This window comes from Marinomonas epiphytica, from assembly GCF_054780655.1.
Map to the genome: position 1 here is coordinate 56,093 of NZ_BAAGVX010000016.1, position 17,777 is coordinate 73,869.

At 43.8% G+C, this 17,777-nt stretch carries 15 protein-coding genes; 10 read left to right on the forward strand and 5 right to left on the reverse strand.

Going from position 1 to position 17,777, the window contains the following annotated elements:
* Positions 1 to 29: 29 nt before the first annotated feature.
* Positions 30 to 2,111 carry a DUF4962 domain-containing protein gene (locus ACYVGZ_RS04885; RefSeq protein WP_460752012.1) on the forward strand — a complete coding sequence of 694 codons (2,082 nt, stop codon included), beginning with the start codon at positions 30 to 32 and terminating at the stop codon, positions 2,109 to 2,111.
* Positions 2,112 to 2,168: 57 nt separating this feature from the next.
* Here ACYVGZ_RS04885 and ACYVGZ_RS04890 read toward each other — a convergent pair whose 3' ends face one another.
* Positions 2,169 to 4,925 (reverse strand): EAL domain-containing protein, encoded by a 2,757-nt coding sequence (locus ACYVGZ_RS04890; RefSeq protein WP_460752014.1) that lies wholly within the window; start codon positions 4,923 to 4,925, stop codon positions 2,169 to 2,171.
* Positions 4,926 to 5,096: 171 nt separating this feature from the next.
* Here ACYVGZ_RS04890 and ACYVGZ_RS04895 point away from each other — a divergent pair, with 171 nt between their 5' ends.
* Positions 5,097 to 5,480: a VOC family protein gene (locus ACYVGZ_RS04895; RefSeq protein ID WP_460752017.1), complete on the forward strand. Its 384-nt coding sequence runs from the start codon at positions 5,097 to 5,099 to the stop codon at positions 5,478 to 5,480.
* Positions 5,481 to 5,530: 50 nt separating this feature from the next.
* On the opposite strand, the gene ACYVGZ_RS04900 is transcribed toward ACYVGZ_RS04895, so the two are convergent.
* Positions 5,531 to 6,580 carry a helix-turn-helix domain-containing protein gene (locus ACYVGZ_RS04900; protein ID WP_460752020.1) on the reverse strand — a complete coding sequence of 350 codons (1,050 nt, stop codon included), beginning with the start codon at positions 6,578 to 6,580 and terminating at the stop codon, positions 5,531 to 5,533.
* 140 nt (positions 6,581 to 6,720) lie between these two features.
* Between ACYVGZ_RS04900 and ACYVGZ_RS04905 the strand changes: the two genes are divergently transcribed.
* The 7 genes from ACYVGZ_RS04905 to ACYVGZ_RS04935 all read left to right on the forward strand — a co-directional run bounded on the left by ACYVGZ_RS04905 (position 6,721) and on the right by ACYVGZ_RS04935 (position 13,603).
* On the forward strand, positions 6,721 to 7,056 hold the full coding sequence (locus ACYVGZ_RS04905; protein ID WP_460752022.1) for a DUF805 domain-containing protein: 336 nt from the start codon (positions 6,721 to 6,723) through the stop codon (positions 7,054 to 7,056).
* Positions 7,053 to 7,526, forward strand: coding sequence for a hypothetical protein (locus tag ACYVGZ_RS04910; RefSeq protein WP_460752025.1), 474 nt, complete (start codon positions 7,053 to 7,055; stop codon positions 7,524 to 7,526). The genes ACYVGZ_RS04905 and ACYVGZ_RS04910 overlap by 4 nt, the downstream gene beginning before the upstream one ends.
* 162 nt (positions 7,527 to 7,688) lie before the next feature.
* Positions 7,689 to 8,270 carry a DNA endonuclease SmrA gene (smrA, locus tag ACYVGZ_RS04915; protein ID WP_460752028.1) on the forward strand — a complete coding sequence of 194 codons (582 nt, stop codon included), beginning with the start codon at positions 7,689 to 7,691 and terminating at the stop codon, positions 8,268 to 8,270.
* Positions 8,271 to 8,432: 162 nt separating this feature from the next.
* Complete coding sequence (locus ACYVGZ_RS04920; protein WP_460752031.1) at positions 8,433 to 8,633, forward strand: Smr/MutS family protein; 201 nt, start codon at positions 8,433 to 8,435, stop codon at positions 8,631 to 8,633.
* Positions 8,634 to 8,782: 149 nt separating this feature from the next.
* Positions 8,783 to 11,701: an insulinase family protein gene (locus tag ACYVGZ_RS04925; protein ID WP_460752034.1), complete on the forward strand. Its 2,919-nt coding sequence runs from the start codon at positions 8,783 to 8,785 to the stop codon at positions 11,699 to 11,701.
* 37 nt (positions 11,702 to 11,738) lie between these two features.
* On the forward strand, positions 11,739 to 12,845 hold the full coding sequence (locus ACYVGZ_RS04930; protein ID WP_460752036.1) for a 1-acyl-sn-glycerol-3-phosphate acyltransferase: 1,107 nt from the start codon (positions 11,739 to 11,741) through the stop codon (positions 12,843 to 12,845).
* A 17-nt stretch (positions 12,846 to 12,862) separates the two neighbouring features.
* Complete coding sequence (locus ACYVGZ_RS04935) at positions 12,863 to 13,603, forward strand: lysophospholipid acyltransferase family protein (protein ID WP_460752038.1); 741 nt, start codon at positions 12,863 to 12,865, stop codon at positions 13,601 to 13,603.
* An 80-nt stretch (positions 13,604 to 13,683) separates the two neighbouring features.
* Here ACYVGZ_RS04935 and fabB read toward each other — a convergent pair whose 3' ends face one another.
* Together fabB and fabA are read right to left on the reverse strand one after the other, a co-directional pair.
* On the reverse strand, positions 13,684 to 14,898 hold the full coding sequence (gene fabB / locus ACYVGZ_RS04940; RefSeq protein WP_460752041.1) for a beta-ketoacyl-ACP synthase I: 1,215 nt from the start codon (positions 14,896 to 14,898) through the stop codon (positions 13,684 to 13,686).
* Positions 14,899 to 14,923: 25 nt separating this feature from the next.
* Positions 14,924 to 15,439 (reverse strand): 3-hydroxyacyl-[acyl-carrier-protein] dehydratase FabA, encoded by a 516-nt coding sequence (gene fabA, locus ACYVGZ_RS04945; RefSeq protein WP_460752043.1) that lies wholly within the window; start codon positions 15,437 to 15,439, stop codon positions 14,924 to 14,926.
* Between the two features lie 347 nt (positions 15,440 to 15,786).
* On the opposite strand from fabA, the gene ACYVGZ_RS04950 reads away from it, so the two are divergent.
* Positions 15,787 to 16,677: an alpha/beta fold hydrolase gene (locus ACYVGZ_RS04950; RefSeq protein WP_460752046.1), complete on the forward strand. Its 891-nt coding sequence runs from the start codon at positions 15,787 to 15,789 to the stop codon at positions 16,675 to 16,677.
* A gap of 26 nt (positions 16,678 to 16,703) precedes the next feature.
* On the opposite strand, the gene ispB is transcribed toward ACYVGZ_RS04950, so the two are convergent.
* The gene (gene ispB / locus ACYVGZ_RS04955) at positions 16,704 to 17,684 is read right to left on the reverse strand and encodes an octaprenyl diphosphate synthase (protein ID WP_460752048.1); all 981 of its coding nucleotides are present in this window, start codon (positions 17,682 to 17,684) and stop codon (positions 16,704 to 16,706) included.
* Positions 17,685 to 17,777 lie beyond the last annotated feature (93 nt).

Consider the following 17,777-nt stretch of genomic DNA (forward strand, 5'->3'; position numbering starts at 1 on the left):
TAGCAACTTCCTTTTACAATGAGGTTCTAATGTCTGATCAAAAGTCATTTGATGCGATTAAAGCCATCAAAATGGAGAATGATAAGTCCGCAGGTAATCTAGTGGATGTCATGCCTATTAAGGTTCAACCCGCCGATATCGACTTATCCTTTTTGGATAACTTAAGTGTCGAGCATCCACGATTATTGGTGCAAAGCAAAGACCTAGCGGCCTTTCGTGACAATCTAAAACAAGATCCGAGCTACTGTAAGTTCGATGCCTTCATGGCGAACTCTACCGAGAAATTTTTAGACGTAGCGCCCTACGAAGAGCCTCAGCCTTATCCTGAAGAAACGGTCGGAAAAGCGTCTTTGTGGCGCCCTTACTGGCGTCAAATGTACGTTAGCTGCCAAGAAGCCTTTAACGCCACCCGTAACTTGTCCATTGCTGGTATCGTGCTAGAAGACCAAGCCATGATAGCGAAAGCCAAAGCTTGGACATTACAACTAGCCTCTTATGACCCAGAAGGCGTGACTTCTCGCGGTTATAACGATGAAGCGGCTTTCCGTGTGATTGCGGCGATGGCTTGGGGTTACGACTGGCTGCACGCTTACTTCACTGAAGCGGAACGTGACACCATTAAACAGGCGCTTATTGCTCGTTTAGAAGAGATCATGCATCACTTGCAAGTAACCGTGGATCTACTAGCGAACCCATTAAACAGCCATGGGGTGCGCAGTATCAGTTCCGCAGTGATCCCAACTTGTATTGCCCTTTACAATGAATATCCGAAAGCGCGTGAATATATCGAGTACGGTATCGAGTACTATGCGAAACATTACCCGCCATGGGGTGGGCAAGATGGCGCATGGGCAGAAGGCCCAGACTACTGGAATACTCAGATGGCATTCCTTGGAGAGTCGTTCGATTTGCTGAAAAGCTACACGTCCATCAATATGTTTAATAAAGAGTTTTACAAAAACACGGGAGATTTCCCCCTCTACTGTATGCCGGTGCACTCTAAGCGAGCCAGCTTCTGTGACCAGTCCAGTATTGGTGACTTCCCTGGCTTGAAACTGGCTTACAACATTAAGCATTTTGCGGGTGTGAACAACAAGCCTGAATACATCTGGTATTACAACCAATTGAAAGCTCGTGATACAGAAGCCCATACCAAATTCTATAACTTTGGCTGGTGGGATTTCGGTTACGATGATTTGCGCTTTGATTACCTATGGAATGATATGCCAGAGGTTGCACCGTCTGACGAGCCGTTATTAAAAGTCTTCCCGATCACTGGCTGGGCCGCTTTCCATAGCAACATGACCAAGCGCGATGAGCACATTCATATGGTGTACAAATGTAGCCCATTTGGTTCTATCAGCCATTCACACGGTGACCAAAACGCTTATACCTTGCATGCCTTTGGCGATACCTTGGCGGCCATTACCGGTTACTACGGTGGCTTTGGTGTAGACATGCACATTAAGTGGCGTCGTCGTACCTTCTCTAAAAACTTGCCATTGTTCGATGGCAAAGGCCAGTACGCCGAGAACACTACGTCGAACTTCGAAGGCGAGCACCAAGACCGCTACTGTATTGAAGCGGGTGGTAAGATCAGTGATTACGACACTGAGTCAGAGGTGTTGTTTGTTGAGGGAGATGCCTCTACTTCGTACCAATTCCATAACCCTGATTTAGAAAGTTACAAGCGTAAGATCTGGTTCGCCAAGGGCAAGGTGTTCGTCATGCGTGATACCGCGACGTTAAAAACAGAGCAAGATTTAACTTGGTTGTTGCATACGACTTTCCAAACACAAACCAGCGATGAGTCTTTCCAGATCATTGGTGACAATGCGCTATTGGATGTGACTTTCATCAATGACTGTACGGACGATTTATTATCCATCGACAATGTCGAAGGCTTTGGTGAAGTAGACCCAGCTGAATTCCAAGACTTAGAAGTTCATCGTCACATTGAAGCCAAGTTTAAAGCGAAGAAATCCCATAATATTTTGACTCTGCTGGTGCCAAGCAAAGTCGATGGGGCGAAAACGCAAGTGTCTCATAAGCTGGTGGGTAATACCCTAGAGCTGACCATTGATGGTGAAAAAGTAAGTATTCACTTATAAGTTGAAGCTTAAGTTTTCTTAATGACTTAGCCACCCGTATTTAGGTGGCTAAGTCTGCTAATGGTGAATTATCTCGGGTTTGTGTATTCCGTAACCTTGTCCATAGTCTACGCCAATTTCTTGTAATATAGACAAAATTTCCTCGTCTTCAACAAACTCTGCTACGGTTTTTATTCCCATGCTATGGGCAGTGTCGTTGATAGACTTCACAATGGTCTTATCTATTTCTTCACTGGCAAGAGACTGGACGAGGCTGCCATCAATTTTTAGATAATCAACAGGAAGTTTTTTCAAATAGCCGTAAGAAGATGAGCCACTACCAAAGTCGTCGAGTGCAAAGCGACAGCCAAATTTCTTGAGCTTCACAATAAAGCTAATGGCGGATTCAATATGGGAGATAACCGAAGTTTCAGTGATTTCGAAGCAAATTTTTCTCATATCTAATGAGCTGTTCTCAACCATTTCAATTACTTGTTGGGTAAATTCTTCTGAGCTTAAACTCACCCCAGATAAGTTAATCGAAACAATGGGACCTTCTCCATCAAACAGTTGATCGTACCGGTTGAGGACTTGTTGAAATACCCAAAGGTCGATGAGTGTAATCACACCGTATTTTTCCGCGGAAGGTATGAAGATGTTCGGCGGAATAGGGTGGCCACTTTGGTCGTTGTATCTCAGCAGAATTTCATAATGTGGGGTATTATTGCTTGAGGAGAGTGGGCTAATAAGCTGTTTAGCAAAGAAGAATTGGCCATTTTCAAGTGCGTGATTGATATTGGCAATGTAGCCCAATTGTTGTTGCTCTTCTAGCAAAGATACATCGCCGCAAGATGCATAATATACTTGTCCTCTACCTTGTTCTTTGGCTTTATAGCAGGCAATGTCTGCATGGCTAAGGAGTTCTAAATATGAAACCGCAGCCGTTATTTCAACCATTCCAATACTGACACCAACGCTGTAATAGCTTTGTTTCCAGTACATACGATACTCGTTGACACAGGTTATGATGTTTTGGCAAATAGACATAGCTTGAGAGGCGCTTTTGTTTTTAATGATCAGGCCAAACTCATCTCCTCCTAAGCGGCCTAAGGTGTCTTGTGAGGTCAGTTGCTTCTCAATTTTGCGGGCTAATTCAGCGAGCATAGCGTCACCAGCCATATGACCGATGGTATCGTTCACCATTTTGAACCTATCCAAATCTAGAAAACAGATAAAAGCTGTGCTGTTGTTTGCTTTATATGATTTTACGGCTTCTCTACACTGCTCATTAAAGGTGTGTCGATTAATCAACCCTGTGAGCGAGTCGTGCCTTGCTTCGAACATGACTTGTTGGGTCAGTTTGTACTCTTCGGAAATGTCTTTAATGATGCCTCGATACCCAATAAAGTTTGAGTTATCTGAAAACAAAGGCTTACCACTCACTGCGACAATTCTTTCATGTTGGTGCAAGTCTGAGTATTTTATGACTAGGTTTCTTATTGGGCGTTGCGCTTCAAGAAGGTCTTTAAAATCACTGGGCGAAAAATTGTTTTTAGGAAGCTGCTGAAGAAGCTCAGAAAGAATTTTGCCCTGCATGTCACCATGATAAAAGCCTAAAATAGACTTAGAGTCCCCCGAAATATATTGCAACAACCCTTCACAGTCAGATTCCCAAAAAACATGGGCTCCCTCAAGTGCCAGATCTCGATAGCGGGATTCATTTTCTTTGAGTACTTTTTGATACTCCTTGCCTTTTCGAATGAGTGCTAATAACAGTAGGATAATGATAGAAGCAACTAGTAACAGGCTGCCGAAAGCAAGAAGTAAGTTCTTGTTCTGCTGTAAGAAAGAAGGGGTTGAGTATAAAATACGAGTGTTAGCTGGTAGAGCCTCTTCTCTAAGACCGTACTCTTTCATAATTTGCTTATGAAAGTACCAAGTGCTTACTTCTTTGGTGATCGGGGCAACATTATCTGTTGATTGATGCTTCAACACTTTCAAAAGCATAGCGGCAGCTTTTTCAGCGTGTTGACTGCCATCCAGTTCGTGGGCTGCAACCGCTCCTTTTTCCAAAGAAATAATACCAATACTAATGAGCGGGTTATTTATTTTTGCACTGAGTGCTGCAATGCCGTGGGTCCATTCCATCATGGCTCCGTTTGCAGAATCTTCAATTAATTGGCCAACGATTAAAACGGGAACACTCTCTGGCACAGATTGAAAGACCTTTGTTATGTCACTGGCGTTTAACTCAGAGATTAAATAAGTTTTTTGGGGAACGTTTGGGTTTCCAAGAGCCGCCTTTATCTTGTTTAAATTAGTTTGCCCAGTTAAAGATGAGTCGGCAATAACCACTAATTCATCTGTGCTAAAGGTTTTTTTTATATCTACCATGGTACTTTCTAAATCACGATTTTCAAAAACACCGGTGGCATTAGGTATATTAAGTGTACTTTTACTGACTTGGTTAATGCCCATATAGATGAGTGGAAGGGATTTAAATAAATCATTTTGATGTTTATTGAAAAGGTTTAAGGCTGAGTCATCAGCCACCACAATGGCATCGAGTCTAGTATGCTGGTATTTATCTAAGAGAAATTGATAAAAAAAGGTCTGGTGTTCACTTTTGGGGAAGCGCTTAACATCCATGTACTCAATAAATACGTGAATGTCTGGCCGAGCAGATAAAGTACGCGAGAAACCGTCATTGATAAACTGTACCCATTTGTGTTGGGTATCGTAGGAATGAATAAACAAGACATTTTGATTCGCTAAAGCTGAAAGAGAGCTAAAGAACAGTGTTAAAGTGAGAGCTACCCATTTCAGCACAATCATTAAGGTTTAGCTCCTAGAAAGTTCGCAATATCTTGAGTGAAAGGCTTATTTGCCTATGATGATCTAATCATAGACGAATATTGTTTGCTCAGGTAGAGGCAGCCAAAGAGTTTGGTCTGATCTTGTGGTTATTTCATTTAGGTCTATAAATAAATAGAGGAAATTATAAAAATGCTATTAGGTGTCACGCTGGGTACGAACGATTTAACCAAGGCAAAAGCGTTTTACGATGAATTGTTGTCGACCATTGACATGGTGCGAACAATGGAAGTAGAGGGTGAGGTTGGTTATGGTGTTCCAGGAGGAGCAAGTTGTTTTTGGGTGTTGACCCCTTTTAATCAAAAAGAGGCCAGTGTGGGGAACGGCGTTCAAGTTACTTTCCAAGCGTCGAGTGTCGAACAGGTTGAGCGTTTTTACCAAACCGCTCTTGAGCTAGGAGGTTCAGATGAAGGTTTACCGGGGTATCGCTATCGCCCTCATTACTTTGGGGCTTACTGCCGAGATTTGGATGGCAATAAGCTACATGTGATGCATGAAGCTTGCCCTAATGAATAGTACTTTACACGACTTGTGTCCCTTTGAGTGATCAGCATAAAGCACGTCAATTAATCATTAGGCGTGCAAGTCTGCTTGCGATAAGCGCTGGGTGTGGTGCCCGTCACTCGTAAAAACTCTCTATTAAAATTAGATTTGGTTTGAAACCCTGAGCTTAAGAGTATTTGTGTAATTGGGGTCTGCGTTTCTCTTAGCGCTTTTTTAGCGTCTTCAATTCGGTATTCATTGATGAAACTCGAAATGTTTTTGCCTTGGGTCTGATTGATAGCCATTGAAATGTGTTTCGCTGGAATGGTGAGCTTACGAGATAGCTTGGAAAGAGTGAGTTCAGGATCTAAATAAAGAGTATCTTTTTTGAGCCGATCGTGAAGTAAAGCGCTAATCTGCTCAGCTTTCTCTTGAGTAAGGCCTTGGTTGGGAGGAAGCGTGCCTGAGTCTTCTTTATCAAGCTCAATTGGAGGGGCTTGATTTTCTCCTTGAGGAGTATGAATACATAATATTACCACCGCAAACGACAGAGCGGGCAGTAATATTAAATGCGCCGCGGTTAGAATATAGGGCGAAAATGTCCCTTGGTTAATCGCAAAATCAATCGACATTAATGTGTCAACAATGGCAGAAAAAAGCAGTAGACCTCCCGCCACTTTTTTGGCTTTTTTGACCTCTACCCAGTGGCCAAGAGCGACATTCTGTAGCGTGCTTTCTAAGCGGCTCTGGCGGATTAAAGCCAGACCGTACAGACAATAGGCTAAAGATAGTATCTCGTCTAAGGGAAGTGGCAGAGAAGCTTGATTGATTGCACTGATGCTAATGTAACAAGGAACGAGATAATGCCACCAAGGTAATTGTTTTGTATTTTGGCCTAAATAAGCGAATGCATACCAAGCTGCTATTGGAATAATAGAGGCCAAGACGGGTTGGCTGAATTTGAACAGACTGATATCAAATGTCCAACGTAAGCCAACCATACAAGTACTGGCAGCACATAAAATAATAAAGCCACAAGCCAGCTTTGTTTGTCTGCCGAACCGCACATGTAACGTGATAGCCAATAGACCTAGTAAGAAAGAGACAACAAAAGGAATTGGGATTGCTAGCATGTGGTGTCCTGCCAAGATGATTTTATAGCAAATATACCCTAATACTGGTTTTAGGACGTCCTCAAACCGGTATTAGGACGCGCCCTTCACCGTTTTTTCATAACTTTTGCCCTGCATTTTATCAATTATGGGGAGTCGGCATGAATTTTTATTATCAAGCTTGGAGGCGAGCATTTACTTTTCGTGGGACAGAGTCAAGAGAAGCTTTTTGGTGCTTCTTTGGAGTCCACCTCATGATCACGGTCGTGCTAATAAGTGTGGATATTTTCTTTCAGATGAACACCCGCCTTGAAGATGTATATAGCCTTCTCAGCTTTGCTCCTCTACTGGCAATTGTTAGTAGAAGGCTACATGACATAGGAAAATCGGGCTATTGGGGGCTGGTTTTCTTTATCCCTGTAGTCGGACCATTTTGGTGTATTTACTTATTAGTGCAACCAGGGCAGTCATCACAACTTGTTGGAGAGACCATATGAAATATCAAAATGTAATGCTTATTGGACTCGTAATTATGAGCGTGAGTGTTGGAGCTAAAGAAGCTCCAATGGCGAATATCTTAGGGGCTTTGCGAGCGAGCGAGATGACAGAAGGTGAGTTAGTGTATATGAAAGGGCGTGTCGGTGAAGCCTATTATCACGTGATGGATCATAGCTCAACCTGTATACTAACAGTGCCTGTTGTGATCGGACAATTTACCAAAGCTTCAATGGGTATTAAGTCTCAAAAAGGGTTTGAGCTCTATGTACTGTCGCACGATTTGCATCAGGCGATTTTGTCTGGCGAGCGAATAGCGCATCATGAATGGACATTTAGTAAGCAGGTTGGACCAGATGTCGACGGCTTAATTACTTATGGCATTGATTCAGATGACGGTTTTATATTGAATTCACGGCGACGCTGGTTGTCTTGGGTTACAGGGTATGATGAGCCAGAAGCTTGTACATAATAAGTATTTCTAACGATAGCGCCTCAGGGCGCTTTTTTATTTTTTGAGGTAAGCTGGCTTCTCTAAGGTTGAAATATAGTTTTAGCTGTATAATGGGGGAATTAACCATAAGAAAAAGCATGTAGCTGCCCGAAAATTGGGGTTTATAATGAGAGGTCAATAGTGAACGAGGACGATGAAGCTTCTTTGTTTGCTCAAGAAGTAGCGGGCATTCAACGCTTAAAAACAGGTGAAGTATACCTAGGCAAGAAAGGTCCTAAGGTTGACTACAGTGCTCGAAAACTTGCCGCTTCGATGGCACAAGAAGCTGACAGAAACCATTTGTCGCAAGACTATGTAGAGAAAGTAGAGCCAAACGATGTTTTAGAGTTTAAACGTTCTGGTATGCAAGATGGTGTGTTTAAGCGGTTAAGGCAAGGCAAATACGGTATTGAAGCGCGTTTGGATCTGCATCGCCACACGGTGGCCCAAGCAAGAGAGCAGGTATACCAATTTGCTGAAGACTGTGTGCGCCACGATATACGTGTCGCTATTATTGTGCATGGTAAAGGGGATCGTACGCCAGATCCAAACGACCAAGCTATGATCAAAAGCTATATTAATAAGTGGCTCAGAGATTTAGATAACGTGATGGCCTTCCACAGTGCTCAGCGCCATCATGGTGGCTTAGGCGCTGTGTATGTTTTATTCAAGAAAAGCGATAAAGCCCGTTTAGAGAATTGGGAAAAACAACATAAACGCTAATGTTTCCTCCTTATCCTTACGAAAGCTTGCAAGTTTATGCGTTCAGAAGAAGCGACAAATTTGCTATAATTTCGCCAATTTTGCGACTAATGAGTTTTAGTCGCCTTCATCTTATGACGACACCCGATTCTAGAACCAAGAGGTAGAGAATGGTAAAGCAGAATGCGCACCCAGCGTTCACCTTCATACGTAGTGAGTTTATCGACGCGCTGCTATATTAATAAGTGGCTCAGAGATTTAGATAACGTGATGGCCTTCCACAGTGCTCAGCGCCATCATGGTGGCTTAGGCGCTGTGTATGTTTTATTCAAGAAAAGCGATAAAGCCCGTTTAGAGAATTGGGAAAAACAACATAAACGCTAATGTTTCCTCCTTATCCTTACGAAAGCTTGCAAGTTTATGCGTTCAGAAGAAGCGACAAATTTGCTATAATTTCGCCAATTTTGCGACTAATGAGTTTTAGTCGCCTTCATCTTATGACGACACCCGATTCTAGAACCAAGAGGTAGAGAATGGTAAAGCAGAATGCGCACCCAGCGTTCACCTTCATACGTAGTGAGTTTATCGACGCGCTGAATGTAACGGTACAAGAATTTGAGCACACTGTTACCGGAGCCAAACATTATCATATGGCTTCAGAGAACGATGAGAATGTGTTTCTTGTTGGTTTGAAAACTGTTCCTACTGACTCGTCTGGCGTCGCACACATTCTTGAACATACTGTGTTGTGTGGTTCAGAGCGTTTTCCAGTTCGCGACCCGTTCTTCATGATGATTCGCCGTTCATTGAATACCTTTATGAATGCTTTTACTTCCTCCGATTGGACGGCATACCCGTTCGCGAGTAAGAACAAAAAAGATTTCCATAACTTGTTAGATGTGTACCTAGATGCTGTTTTCTTCTCTCGTTTGGACGAGTTGGACTTTTCTCAGGAAGGGCACCGGCTGGAGTTTGCCGAGCCTACTAATGCCGACTCGGATTTAACTTTCAAAGGGGTAGTTTTTAATGAAATGAAAGGGGCAATGAGTTCAACAACCTCTGTGCTCTGGCAAGCCTTGACGAAATACTTGTGTCCAAATAATACCTATCATTTTAATTCTGGCGGTGAGCCCACAGATATCCCAGACCTGAGTTACGATGAGCTGCTGGCTTTTTATCGCACCCATTACCACCCATCCAATGCCGTGTTCATGACATTTGGGGACATTCCTGCAGAAAGGCTACAAACTGAATTTGAAGATAAGGTGTTACACCGCTTCGAACGCTTAGATCGCCAAGTGAGTGTGCCTAATGCTAAGCGGTACTTTTCACCTGTGCGGGTTGAAGAAGGTTATGCCGCCGATGAAGTTAAAGAAGATGCAAGTCATGTGGTTGTTGCATGGTTGTTGGGTGAAAGTATTGACCTTAGCAAACAGTTTGAGGCGCAACTGTTATCCAGTGTATTGCTAGATAATAGTGCTTCGCCGTTGCGCAGAGTGTTAGAGGGTAGTGACCTTGGTCGTGCTCCGTCACCCATGTGTGGCCTTGAAGACAGCAATAAAGAAATGAGCTTCATGTGTGGTCTAGAAGGAGTAAAACGTGAAGATTCAAGCAAAGTGGAAGCCTTGATATTAGACGCCTTAACTGACATTGCTAAGCAAGGTGTTCCACAAGAAATGGTGGAAGCTATGTTGCATCAACTAGAACTGAGCCAGCGCGAAATTGGCGGCGACGGTTATCCATATGGGTTACAGTTGATATTGGCAGGCCTATCTACTGCGGTACATGCTGGTGATGTGATTGCTCAGCTGGACCTTGACCCCGTTATCGCCCAAATGCGAAAGCGTATTCAAGACCCAGCTTATTTATCTGAATTAATCGAAAGCTTGTTACTCACTAATGCCCATCGAGTGACCCTTACGCTTAGCCCTGACGATCAGCTAGAACAGCGCCGCAACGACGCGGAACAAGAGCGTTTAAGCAAAATTAAAGCCGCGCTGTCAGATGCACAAAAGCAAGATATTATTGACCGCAGTGAGGCGTTAAAACAGCGCCAAGCTCAAGTGGATGATATGAGTATTTTGCCTAAAGTGGGGTTGGAAGATGTGCCTGCTAAGTTACCAGAATATGAAAAGCATAACAGTCAAACATCACTTCCAGTTACCTTTTATCCACAAGGTACTAATGGGCTGGTTTACCAGCAATTAGTCATTAGCCTACCTGAGCTTGATACCGAAGAAAGGCAATATCTACCGCTTTTCGCTGCCATGATCACCGAATTAGGTGTTGGCGAGCAAGGCTACCTTGCTATGCAGGAACGACAAGCTCAGGTGTGTGGAGGCTTTAGTGCTTCGACCTCGATTCGAGCAAGTTTAACAGACCGACAAGAAGTCGCAGGTTACTTTGTCCTGAATGCAAAAGCCTTGGTAAACAATACCTCGGCGATGAGTGAGTTGGCTAAACAAACCATGCTAGACGTACGTTTTGATGAAATCGCTCGTGTTAAGGAGCTGGTGGCACAACGTAGAGCTAGGCGTGAACAATCGATTACTGGGCAGGGTCATTCCCTAGCGATGGCTGCCGCCGCGAGTGGTATTTCTGGCTACGCAGCTCAACAAGAAGCTTGGGGTGGCATGACTGGCATTCGCAGTGCAATCGCTTTAGACGATGCAATGAAAGCCGACGATGCAGAAGTCACTAAAGTGCTCGCGATCTTCAAGCGCCTGCACAGTAAATTGCTGGTAGCACCTAAACAAATCCTGCTGGTGGCTGAGCCTCAACATGAAGAGAATATCAAAGCGATAGTTACTCCTATTTTTGATGTATTAGCGCAGGCTGAAACAACTCAAAAACTGTCTTTCCCTGAGGTTGATAAGCAGGTAAAAACAGCCTGGCTCACAGCAACTCAGGTGAGCTTCTGTAGTAAAGTATTCCGCACAGTATCGGGGGACCATCCTGATGTAGCTGCTTTAACCGTTTTAGGTGGCTTCTTACGTAATGGCTTTTTACATCGTGCAATCCGTGAACAAGGTGGCGCTTACGGCGGTGGTGCTAGCTTTGATGGTAGTTTAGGGGCATTCCGTTTCTACTCTTACCGTGACCCTCGTTTAACAGAAACTCTAGCCGATTTTGACGCTTCTATTCACTGGTTATTGAACGAGCAGCATACAGAGGAAGCGTTGGAAGAAGCTGTGCTGGGTGTTATCGGCTCTATGGATAAGCCAGGCTCTCCGGCTGGAGAGGCTCAAAGTGACTTTTATGTCGCATTGCATGGCCGTACATTGGCTTATCGAGAGGCGTTTAGAAAACGCATTCTATCGGTAACAATAGAGCAATTGCAGCAAGTCGCTAAAAACTATTTCACTGCAGACAATGAAAGTGTCGCTGTAGTGACATCAGTCGCGAACCGAGAGGCTTTAGAAGCCCTTAGTTTCACAATAGAAACACTGTAAAGACAATTACTATAATAATATTCTGACGGAAAATTAAATGGATCAGTTTCAAGATATACGCCCTTATAACGATGAAGAAGTAGTAGGGGTGTTGAATAACTTAGTGGAAACCCCTGACTTTATTAACACTATTGTTGGTTTCCGCTTTGCTAAGTGGCCTAAACTACTGCATAAACCTTTAGGTTTTGCTGTTAAGTTAGCCCTTAAAAAACAGATTGCGAATATTCAAAATGTGCACGATTTTCAAATGCGTGTTGCCAGTTACATGGAACGTATGATTAAAACCACGACCACCGATGTGGAGTATCGCGGTGTCGAAAAGCTTGAAAAGGGCGTGGGCTATTTGTTCCTCTCTAACCATAGAGACATCGCAATGGACCCTGCATTTGTAAATTATGGTTTGTATCTAGCTGGGCTTAATACCGTCAGAATTGCGATAGGGGATAATTTGCTTCGACGCCCGTTTGTATCTGACCTAATGCGTTTAAACAAAAGCTTCATCGTGAAACGATCGGCTAATGGTATTCGTGAAATGATGGCGGCCTTTGGGCAATTGTCTGGGTATATCTCGCACTCTGTTATGGAAGAGCAAGCCAATATCTGGATTGCCCAGAAAGAAGGGCGGGCAAAAGATGGGTTAGATCAAACAGACCCTGCCATTATAAAAATGTTCTATATGAGTCAAAAGAAAGCCAAGGTGAGCTTTCCTGAAGCCATGGCCAACTTGAAAGTTGTACCTGTTTCTATTTCCTACGAATATGACCCTTGTGCTTTCGATAAGGCCCAAGAGTTGCATCAAAAATCCACAACAGGCAACTATGTTAAAAGTGAGTTTGAAGACATAGATAGCATCAAGAATGGTATTGTGGGGCAAAAAGGTAAGGTAGTGGTGACCTTTGGAGAGGTCATGCAAACTGGCTTTGAAACTGCTGAAGAGTTTGTCGCGGAAGTGGATCGCCAAATTATCTCTAACTATGCCGTGCACTCAACCAATGAAGCGGCTCTCGCGATTCAACAAGGGCAGGCTTCCACCGACAGTGCATTTTCTACCTATTTAGAAACTTGCCCTGAAGAGTTGCGTGAAACGGTTCTTGCTATGTATGCCAATCCCTTAATCCAAAAAGAAAAATATGTAAATCCATAAGTTAGGATGAGTTTGTCATGAGTGTGTTTTCCTCAATTAGAATATGGTTAGGCTCTATTGTTTTTTCCATTTACTACACTGTATCGACATTAATTTTTGGTGTCTTGGCTCCCATTGCAGGCTTATTGTTGCCAATAAGGCACAGACAGCCTGTTCTTAACAATCATAATAAAGGTGTTTTATTTGTTTTAAGGGTTTTTTGTGGAGTAAAAGTTGAGATCATCGGCGCTGAAAATATTGATAAAGGTCGATCCATGGTCGTGGTGGCAAATCACCAGTGTGAGTGGGAGACCTATATTCTACAAATTATGATGGCACCAATCTCAACAGTACTCAAGAAAGAGCTGCTTTCTATCCCCTTTTTCGGCTGGGGGTTGAAAATGGTTCAACCTATTGCCATTGACCGATCTAAAAGGACGAATGCCCTTAAACAAATACTGTCTCAGGGGAAAGAGAGGTTAGAATCTGGGCGCTCTGTATTAATTTTTCCAGAAGGCACTCGTACGCCGCCAGGTAAAGAGCAGGCCTTCAATAAAGGGGCAGCGATGCTGGCAACGTCTGCGGATGTTGCAATCTTACCTATGGTCCATAATGGCGCCTACTGTTGGCCAAGCAAACGTTTTCTGAAATACCCAGGCACAATTAAATTGGTTGTTGGACCGGCGATTGAGTCAAAAGGCAAAAAGACTGGGGAAGTACACGCAGAAATGGAAAACTGGATGAGAGCTGAAATGGCTAAACTACCTGACCACAGGTAGTTTTCTTAAAATTTATTCCTTTCTTTCAGGCATAAAAAAACCGCTTCATGATGAAGCGGTTTTTTTGTTTTAGGCTCTTGTTAGTCTTCGTATTTTTTGAACACTAAGCTGGCATTTGTACCGCCAAAACCAAAGCTGTTAGACATAATAGTCTTCAAGTTCGCATTGTCTTTGCGTGTGGTAACAACAGGAATGTTACCCGCCGCAGGGTCAAGCTCATCAACGTTGGCAGATGCTGTAATGAAGTCATTTTCCATCATCAATAGGCTGTAGATGGCTTCATGTACGCCAGCAGCACCCAAAGAGTGGCCAGACAAAGATTTGGTCGAGCTAATCAAAGGAATGTTGTCGCCAAAGGTTTCATTTACTGCTTGAAGCTCTTTCATGTCGCCTGCAGGAGTACTAGTACCGTGAGTGTTGATGTAATCAATATCACCGTCAACAGTGCTCATTGCCATTTGCATACAACGCTTCGCGCCTTCACCAGAAGGGGCTACCATGTCGTAACCGTCAGAGGTTGCACCGTAACCAACAAGCTCTGCATAAATCTTAGCGCCACGAGCTTTTGCGTGCTCAAGCTCTTCGATAACTAGCATGCCGCCGCCACCTGCAATAACAAAACCATCACGGTTTGCATCGTAAGCACGAGAAGCTTTTTCTGGTGTCTCATTGTACTTAGAAGACAACGCACCCATGGCATCAAACATACAAGTTTGCGCCCAGCTTTCTTCTTCACCACCACCAGCAAACACAACATCTTGTTTACCTAGCTGGATCAGTTCCATTGCGTTACCGATACAGTGCGCACTGGTTGAACAAGCTGAAGTGATCGAGTAGTTAACGCCTTTAATTTTAAACGGCGTAGCAAGACAGGCAGAGACAGTACTGCCCATTGTTTGAGTTACGCGGTAAGGACCAACACGCTTAACACCTTTGTTACGCAGAGTGTCTGCAGAGTCAACAAGGTTTTGCGCAGACGCACCACCAGAACCAGCGACCAATCCAGTGCGGATGTTAGAAACTTGTTCTTCAGTTAGGCCTGCATCTGTGATGGCTTGTTGCATAGAAACGTAAGCGTAAGTTGCGGCATCGCCCATAAAACGACGAACCTTACGATCAATGCTGTCAGAGTCCAAATCAATACGACCACAAACATGGCTACGGAAACCATTTTCTTTGTAGTCTTCAGCGAAACGAATACCAGATTTTCCTTCGCGCAAAGAATTTAAAACGCTGTCTTTGTCATTGCCTAGGCAGCTGACGATACCAAGACCTGTTACTACTACACGACGCATAAAAGTGCCTCTTATTACTTAATCTTTAGAAGTTGTCTGTTGATGTGAATAAGCCTACACGCAAGTCTTTTGCTGTGTAAATCTCACGACCGTCAACTTTCACACTTCCGTCTGCAATACCCATTACCAATTTGCGCTCAATAACACGCTTTAGGTTAATGTGGAAAGTGACTTTTTTTGCGGTAGGCAGGATTTGGCCTGTAAATTTAACTTCACCGGAACCTAATGCACGACCACGCCCTTTGTTGCCTTTCCAGCCTAGGAAGAAACCAACAAGTTGCCACATGGCATCCAGACCAAGACAGCCAGGCATTACTGGGTCACCAGGGAAATGGCAAGAGAAGAACCAAAGGTCAGGGTTAATGTCTAGTTCAGCGATAATTTCGCCTTTACCAAACTCACCGCCTTCTGCAGAAATGTGAGTGATGCGATCCATCATTAGCATGTTGCCAACAGGAAGTTGGGCATTTCCTGCACCAAACATTTCGCCGTGGCCACATTTTAATAGTTCGTCTTTTTCAAAAGATGAAGCTGTAGTCATTATAATCCTATATCCACTATCACCAAGTATAACGGCTAAAGCCATTTGACGGTTGAGTGGTTCTGTTTGCTGTATAAAATCTAGCTGATTATATCGGTTTGCTGCTCCAATATGAATGTTTGCTGCAAAAAAAAATGTCTAGATAGGTTAAATTCTGCGCTATTAGGGTGAAAAAACGACTGAACAGTGCGAATGGCAAGAAAAAGAAAGCGATTTTTGAGCCAAATGGGCGCAGCCTAATGTGATAGGCTATAGGGCAAAGAAAGATAAAGTAGCCTAGGCTCATTAACTTTGGATACACAAGAGCCTCTCTACCTGTAAATTGAATGCATGAATTTGGATGTAACATGACCGCAAAAAACTTTTCTTCTTGGCGTTATGATTTTGGAAATGGATCATTACAAGGGTACGCCTCTGCCGGTGAGGAGGGTTTGCCAACGTTGCATTTTTTACATGGCAATGGCTTTGCCGTGCAAACTTATCGCAAGTTTTTGTCCTGCATTGGCAATTATCCGATGCTTCTGCAAGAAGCGGCTGGTCACGGCTTGTCAGATGTGGATGAGTCTTTTGTCGGTTGGAATAAAACAGCCCAGCGATTTGCCGATTCATTAGAACAAGTTGGTAAGCAACAACTCCATAACACCGCTGAAATAGTCGGAGTGGGGCACAGCTTTGGTGGCTGTATGACGGCCCTAATGAGCGCGCAAAACCCTAAGGCTTTTAGTCGATTGGTGTTGCTAGATCCCGCACTTTTCCCGCCAAAACACATTATGTTAATGAAAGCAGTGCGCTTGGCAGGATTGATGGATAAAGTGCCTATGGTCAAGCGAGCGCGAAAACGCCGCACCCATTGGGACAGTTACGATCAAGTGCATCATAACTTCTATGAGCGTGGAACGTTTAAGGGTTGGGAGCCAGAGTGTTTGGCGGACTACATAGAGTTTGCCTTAGAGAAAAGTGATAAGGGTTATGAGCTGCGTTGCCCAACGTGGATGGAGGCGGCGATATTTGGTACTTATCCTAAAAAATTGTGGCGTAGATTGGCTAAGATTAGCGTGCCAACCTATATCGTTTATGGGGAGGATACCTTTCCCATGTTCCAAGAGGCTTATCGCCTAGCAGCAAGAAAAAACCCGAATGTTCGTTTGGTAAAAACACAGGGAGATCACTGCTTTATGCAACAGCACCCAGAGCAGGCGGGTAAGCTGGTCGCCGATATTCTAAAGATAGAAGAGTAGCGCACGTTTAAAGTGCGCTACTCGCATTAGGCTCGTCGCTTCACAGAAGCATGGGCCAAATTAACTAACGCCGTTTTATAATCGGATTCAGGTAGGCAAGCAATGCTCTTGATTGCCAGGTCTGCTTGTTGTTGTGCTCGAGCTTGGGTGAATTCAATAGCGCCACAGGATTGCACATCTTTAATGATGGTTTCTAACTGCTCTAGGCCGCCCGTTAAGATGGCTTGACGAACACGTTCAGCTGCATCCTTGGAAGCATGTTGCATGGTGTAAATCAGAGGTAGCGTTGGCTTTCCTTCTGACAGGTCGTCTCCCACGCTTTTACCCATTTCTTCAGCGGTGCTTACATAGTCCATAACATCGTCAATGAGTTGGAATGCGGTGCCTACGTACATACCATAATCTTGTAAGGCTTTTTGATGTTCTATTGATGCACCGGCAATGACTGTTCCACAAAGTGCAGCTCCTTCAAATAATTTGGCTGTTTTGTATTGAATTACTTTAAGGTAGTTTTCTTCTGTGGTGTCCGGGTCGCCACAATTGATTAGCTGTTGGACTTCGCCTTCGGCAATGATGTTTGTGGTCGTTGCCAATATTTCCATGCAACGCATGCTGCCAACGTCGACCATTATCTGGAATGCCCGAGAGTATAAGAAATCACCAACTAAGACGCTTGGAGCATTGCCCCATTCTTCATTGGCTGTTTTTTTACCACGGCGCATATCGGATTCATCCACCACATCATCGTGTAATAGGGTTGAAGTGTGTATGAATTCGATAATAGTGGCCATTTTGATGGCTTGTTCAAGGGAGTCGTCTGTTAGAGGTTGGCTGGCACGCGCAGCCAGAAGCACTAACAGCGGTCGTAAACGTTTGCCGCCATTGCTAATAATGTAATAACCAATTTGCTCTATGAGCGGGATGTCACTGGTAAGTTGTGACATTATGTATTCATTTACTTGGCCAAATTCTTTGGCCACTACGTCATGGATTTGTGTGAATTGCATGCAATTTCCGAAGCTAAATAGTCTCACGCTGAACAGCAAGTGCACACCATGCTAGGTAAGGGACTGGCTGGGGTCAACCTAAAATACGAAAAA